A 5,328-nucleotide genomic window follows, 5' to 3' on the forward strand; every position below is an offset into this window, starting at 1 on the left:
CTGCCCAAGGGCGAGCCGCCGGCCAATCCGGGCAAGATCATCAAGGCCTCGGTCATCGAGGCCTAGGGCCTTGAGCTGGATAAAGACACTTGATCGAAAGGCGGCCGATGGCCGCCTTTCGGCTATCTATGACCGGGTCGCCGGCAAGACTGGTCAGATCGACAATATCCTCTCCGCCCACTCCCTGCGTCCGCACACGCTGGAAGGTCATATGGCCCTCTACAAGGCCGCGCTCCACCATTACGGCAATGCGCTCGACAAGGCCTATCTGGAAGCCATCGGCACCTGGGTCTCATCGCTGAACAAGTGCGCCTATTGCGTCGAGCATCACTTTGCCGGGCTCAAGCGCCTGCTGGCCAATGACGAGCGCGCCGCGCAAATCCGCGATGCCATCGATAGCGGCATTCCCGAACGCGCCTTTGCGGGACGTGAGCTGGCCGGTCTGCGGTATGCGGAACTTCTCACGCGCGCACCGCACACGCTGATCGAACAACATGTCATCGCCCTGCGCGATGCCGGTTTCGACGATGGTGAAATTCTCGAGATCAACCAGGTCACGGCCTATTTCGCCTATGCCAATCGCACCGTGCTGGGGCTGGGCGTCAATCCGGCGGGCGAGGCGCTGGGCCTGTCACCGAATACATCGGACGATCCGGAGAACTGGTCTCACGACTAGCCGCCGGTCAGCCGCAGGCGCGCCACCAGTGGCCGATGGTCGGATCCGGTATTGGGTCCAGCCTCGATCCAGACTGTCTCCCAGGCCTCCCCGGCAAAGATGTGATCAATCCCGACCAGCATGGGCGGGACGAGGAAACCGGCTGACGGATCGGCGCTGAACAGGCCTTCCGATGGCCAGGTGGGCAGGGCTATCGAGCGTCGCTCCAGATCGAGGTCACGCTCTATCCGCGCCAGGGCCCGTGACGGCGCGGCGGCGTTGAAATCCCCCATCACGATCAGCGTGTCTTGCGGTTCACCGGCGAGCGCGCGGGCCAGATTGCGGCGCTGGCAGTCCTGGGCAGCGCTGGGGAAGGGCCAGGTCAGGTGGACGGAGACAATGACCGCCTCGCGCCCGTCCGGCAGCGCGATCCGGGCCCAGACCGCGGGCGGCAACTCCCAGTCACAGGGCACGGCATTCACGAAGGAAATCTCCGGCGGATGACGCACACAGCCACTGTCCAGGATGGGCAGGCGTGACAGGACCCGTGTCGAGCGGCAGCGGGCAATATGGGCAAAGCGCGCCTCGAGGGTATCAATCACGGGCTTGGCATGCCGGGTCGCTTCCTGCAGGGCGAGAATATCGGGCGCCATGTCAGCAACCCTATCGGGCACACCGACCGGATTGCGGCTCAGCCCCCAGAGATTCTGCGTCATGACTGTGACTTCCTGGCGCTCATCCAGCATCACCGGGGCGGCCGGGGCCGAGCTCGAGAGGCGCCGCATCCATTCCGGCGCTGCAGGCAGTGCGATCGCCAGGCAGCCGAGCGCGAGCAGGACCGGGACAAAGCGATGGCGATTGCGCAGGGAGGCGATCGTCACGCCAGCCGCGAAGACCATGACCAGCGGCCAGATCTGGCGCCAGGCATCAAAACCCCGCCAGACCGGCGCCAGGGTGATGAAGGCGGCGAGGCCGAGGACGGCGCATGAGGCCAGGACAGCGGAGATCGTGTGACGCACGGTGTGAACTCGGAGTGTGGGCCGGATGGAATAACAGGCTTTCTACACGCCAAAGATTGCGAAGGCGTGTGTCCGAATATAGACCCCGCAGCCATGCGTGTTTCCGACTTTGACTTCCACCTCCCCGAGGAGCGGATCGCCCTGCGGCCCGCCCGCCCGCGTGACGCGGCGCGGATGCTTCATGTTGCGTCCAATGGCGTCTTCTCCGATCGCGGTGTGCGCGACCTGCCGGACCTCCTCCAGCGCGGCGATCTCATGGTGTTCAACGACACCCGCGTCATCCCGGCCGCGCTCAAGGGCGTGCGTCCGGCCCGGGCGGTGGGTGGCGGTGGACCGGTCGAGGTCGAGGTCAATCTGCACAAGCGCATCGACGCCTCGGCCTGGCGCGCCTTTGTGCGCCCTGCCAAGCGCTTGCGCACCGGCGACAGGATTGCTTTCGGCGAGACGCTCGAAGCCGAGGTGACCGGCAAGTCCGAGGGCGGTGATGTCCGCCTGGTCTTCAATGCGACCGGTCCGGCGCTCGATGCCGCCATTGCCGTGGCGGGCGAGATGCCATTGCCACCCTATATCGCCCGCAAGCGCGGGGTCGATGCGCAGGACGAGGCGGACTATCAGACCCTGTTTGCGACCCATGAAGGATCCGTTGCCGCGCCGACCGCCGGCCTTCATTTCACGCCGGAACTGATGGCGGCGCTCGAGGCGCGCGGGGTCGAGCAGACCCGCGTCACCCTGCATGTCGGGGCGGGGACTTTCCTGCCGGTGAAGTCCGATGATACAGACGACCACCAGATGCATTCGGAATGGTGCACGGTCCCGGCCGATGCGGCAGCAGCCATCAATGCCGCCAAGGCCGAAGGACGCCGCGTCATCCCGGTCGGGACCACCGCGCTGCGGACGATTGAGAGCCTGGCGAGCGGGCCGGGCGTGATCCGGGCCGGCAGTCGCGACACCGATATCTTCATCACACCGGGATCGGACTTTGCCATCACCGACTTGTTGATGACGAATTTCCATCTGCCGAAATCAACCCTCTTCATGCTGGTCAGCGCGCTGTCCGGCCTCAATGTCATGCAGCGTGCCTATGCGCATGCCATCGAGGCGGAGTATCGTTTCTATTCCTATGGCGATGCCTGCCTCCTGGAGCGCCGCACATGACCAGCTTTCCCTACGAGATCCACGCGACAGACGGTGCCGCCCGCACCGGCGTCCTGAAGACCACGCGCGGCGATATCCGCACGCCGGCCTTCATGCCCGTGGGTACGGCGGCGACCGTGAAGGCGCTCTATATGGACCAGGTCCGGGAGACCGGCGCCGACATCATCCTGGGCAATACCTATCACTTGATGCTGCGCCCCGGTGCCGAGCGGGTGAAACGCCTTGGAGGGCTGCACAAGTTTTCTACCTGGCAGGGCCCGATGCTGACCGATAGTGGCGGCTTCCAGGTCTGGTCCCTGTCCAAGCTGCGCAAGATGACCGAGGAGGGGGTGAAGTTCCGCTCCCATATCGACGGGTCCGAGTACAATCTCACGCCCGAGCGCTCGATCGAGATCCAGGCCGATCTCTTGGGTGCCGACATCTCCATGCAGCTGGACGAATGCACGCCCTTTGGCTGTTCCGAAGCCGAAGCGCGCACCAGTATGGAGCTCTCCATCCGCTGGGGGCAGCGCTCCAAGGCGGCCTTTGGCACGCGCGACGATCAGGCCCTGTTCGGCATTGTCCAGGGTTCGGTGTTTGAAAACCTGCGCCGCGAGAGCGCCGAGCGCCTGATCGAGACCGGCTATGACGGCTATGCCATTGGCGGCCTGGCGGTGGGTGAGGGCTTTGAGAAAATGTGCGACGTGCTCGACTTCACGACGCCGCACCTGCCCACGGAACGCCCACGTTATCTGATGGGCGTCGGCAAGCCGATCGACCTGGTGGAGGCCGTTGCCCGCGGTGTCGACATGTTTGACTGCGTCCTGCCGACCCGCTCGGGCCGGCATGGCCAGGCCTGGTCGGATCATGGCCCGATCAATATCAAGCGCGCCGAATTCGCCGAGGATGACAGCCCGCTCAATCCGGAGATCGATTGTCCGGCCAGCCGGGATTATTCAAAAGCCTATCTCCACCATCTCTTCCGGTCCGGCGAATATCTCTCGGCCATGCTGCTCTCCTGGCATAATATCGCCTACTTCCAGCACCTGACGGCGCGCATGCGGACCGCGATTGCGGCGGGGGAATTCGAGGCCTTCCGGCGGGATTTCCGGGGCAAGTGGGAGCAGGGTCAGGCCGAAGCGGCAGAGCGGGCGGGCTAGCCATGTCGGTGACGGTTCGCCTACTGGATCCTGCCGAATCGAGGGGCGCGCTATCCGAATTTACCCGCCTGTTGGTGGGCTGCGTCGAAGCCGGTGCCTCGATCGGCTTTCTGTCGCCTTTCAGCGAGATCGAAGCGCGCGACTTCTGGACCGGTATCGGCGGTCAGGTCGAAGCCGGGGACCGGCTGATCTGGGCGGCCCGGGACACCGCGTCTGGTACGCTCCTCGGCACCGTCCAGCTCATTACCGGCCTGCCGGACAACCAGCCCCACCGCGGCGATGTCGCCAAGCTGATGGTCTCACCGGACGCCCGGCGGCGCGGCGTGGCCGATGCGTTGATGGCGGCGCTGGAGACCCATGCGCGTGAGACCGGGCTGCGCACGCTCGTCCTCGACACGGTGACCGGCTCACCGGCGGAGGCGCTCTACCGCAAGCGGGGTTGGGTCGAGGTCGGGCCGGTGCCGGATTATGCGCTGTTTCCGGACGGGTCGCCTTGCTCGACGACCTTCTTCTACAAATCGCTGGTCTGACTTCGGTCTTCAGGCCGGGGCGGGGCGAGAGCGTCAGTCCTGTTCTTCCTCGACCAGGCCATAGGCCTCGAATGCCCGTCGCATCTGCGCCGGAGGACAGCCGAAGCCGTCATACAATCCGCGCAGATAGGCACGGCGGCGCTGGGCCAATTCGCGTTGTTCGCGGGCCTCACGCTCGATCCGCCCCGCACGACCCAGAAAGCGCACCACCGGGCGCACCGGGTTCAGCCCGACAATCGTCGAGCGATAGAGGCCGCGCGCGCCATCGGCGGCGGCGTCCGGCGCCTGGGCAGCGATATGGGCGCTCTGACCCATCCAGGTGTCATGATCATGCGCGTCTTCTTCGGCGAGGCGGCGTTCTTCCTCGACATCCGGTCCGAGAACGACCGTCAGGCGGGCCACGTCCTGGGCGATGGTCGAGCAGCGCCGGCGCGAGCCTTCACCGCCATAGGGCGTGGGGACGGTTTCCTCGCCCTCATCGACCATGACGCGGCCCGGTCGCTCGCGCGGCAGGCCGACAGCGTCTTCCAGTGCCTCGGCTGTTTCCTCGCGCGCAAAGCTGCCGGCATTGCCGGCGGCCTGGCGTGTGGACGAGCATGCGCTCGCGCTTAACGCCACGAGCAAACATGCCAACAGACTCAATCTTCCCTTCATGCGCTGCATTTTAATCGGCGATTGCGGCGAAATCTCATCAAAAATGCTGAAATCCGCAGCCTTACCCCGATTGACCCCCCCAAATCGCGCGTATAGGTTCCGCGCTCCTCGTTCGGGGAGCCGATAGCTCAGCTGGTAGAGCAACTGACTTTTAATCAGTAGGTCCAGGGTTCGAA

Annotated in this window: 6 protein-coding genes; 4 read left to right on the forward strand and 2 right to left on the reverse strand. The window is 65.1% G+C overall.

Going from position 1 to position 5,328, the window contains the following annotated elements; translation table 11 throughout:
* Positions 1-70 precede the first annotated feature (70 nt).
* On the forward strand, positions 71-676 hold the full coding sequence (locus QZ266_RS14215; protein WP_295696282.1) for a carboxymuconolactone decarboxylase family protein: 606 nt from the start codon (positions 71-73) through the stop codon (positions 674-676).
* On the opposite strand, the gene QZ266_RS14220 is transcribed toward QZ266_RS14215, so the two are convergent.
* Positions 673-1,674: an endonuclease/exonuclease/phosphatase family protein gene (locus tag QZ266_RS14220; protein ID WP_295696284.1), complete on the reverse strand. Its 1,002-nt coding sequence runs from the start codon at positions 1,672-1,674 to the stop codon at positions 673-675. The two genes, QZ266_RS14215 and QZ266_RS14220, sit on opposite strands and share 4 nt — an antisense overlap.
* A gap of 93 nt (positions 1,675-1,767) precedes the next feature.
* On the opposite strand from QZ266_RS14220, the gene queA reads away from it, so the two are divergent.
* Genes queA through QZ266_RS14235 form a run of 3 tightly spaced genes read left to right on the forward strand, consistent with a single transcriptional unit; the run spans position 1,768 to position 4,498 of the window.
* Positions 1,768-2,829 carry a tRNA preQ1(34) S-adenosylmethionine ribosyltransferase-isomerase QueA gene (gene queA / locus QZ266_RS14225; protein WP_295696286.1) on the forward strand — a complete coding sequence of 354 codons (1,062 nt, stop codon included), beginning with the start codon at positions 1,768-1,770 and terminating at the stop codon, positions 2,827-2,829.
* Positions 2,826-3,968, forward strand: a complete 1,143-nt coding sequence (tgt, locus tag QZ266_RS14230; RefSeq protein WP_295696288.1) for a tRNA guanosine(34) transglycosylase Tgt — start codon at positions 2,826-2,828, stop codon at positions 3,966-3,968. The genes queA and tgt overlap by 4 nt, the downstream gene beginning before the upstream one ends.
* 2 nt (positions 3,969-3,970) lie before the next feature.
* The gene (locus tag QZ266_RS14235; protein WP_295696290.1) at positions 3,971-4,498 is read left to right on the forward strand and encodes a GNAT family N-acetyltransferase; all 528 of its coding nucleotides are present in this window, start codon (positions 3,971-3,973) and stop codon (positions 4,496-4,498) included.
* Between the two features lie 33 nt (positions 4,499-4,531).
* On the opposite strand, the gene QZ266_RS14240 is transcribed toward QZ266_RS14235, so the two are convergent.
* Positions 4,532-5,116 carry a hypothetical protein gene (locus QZ266_RS14240; protein ID WP_295696292.1) on the reverse strand — a complete coding sequence of 195 codons (585 nt, stop codon included), beginning with the start codon at positions 5,114-5,116 and terminating at the stop codon, positions 4,532-4,534.
* Positions 5,117-5,328: the final 212 nt, after the last annotated feature.

Source organism: uncultured Maricaulis sp. (assembly GCF_905480005.1).
In the GTDB taxonomy this organism is placed as follows: Bacteria; Pseudomonadota; Alphaproteobacteria; order Caulobacterales; family Maricaulaceae; genus Maricaulis.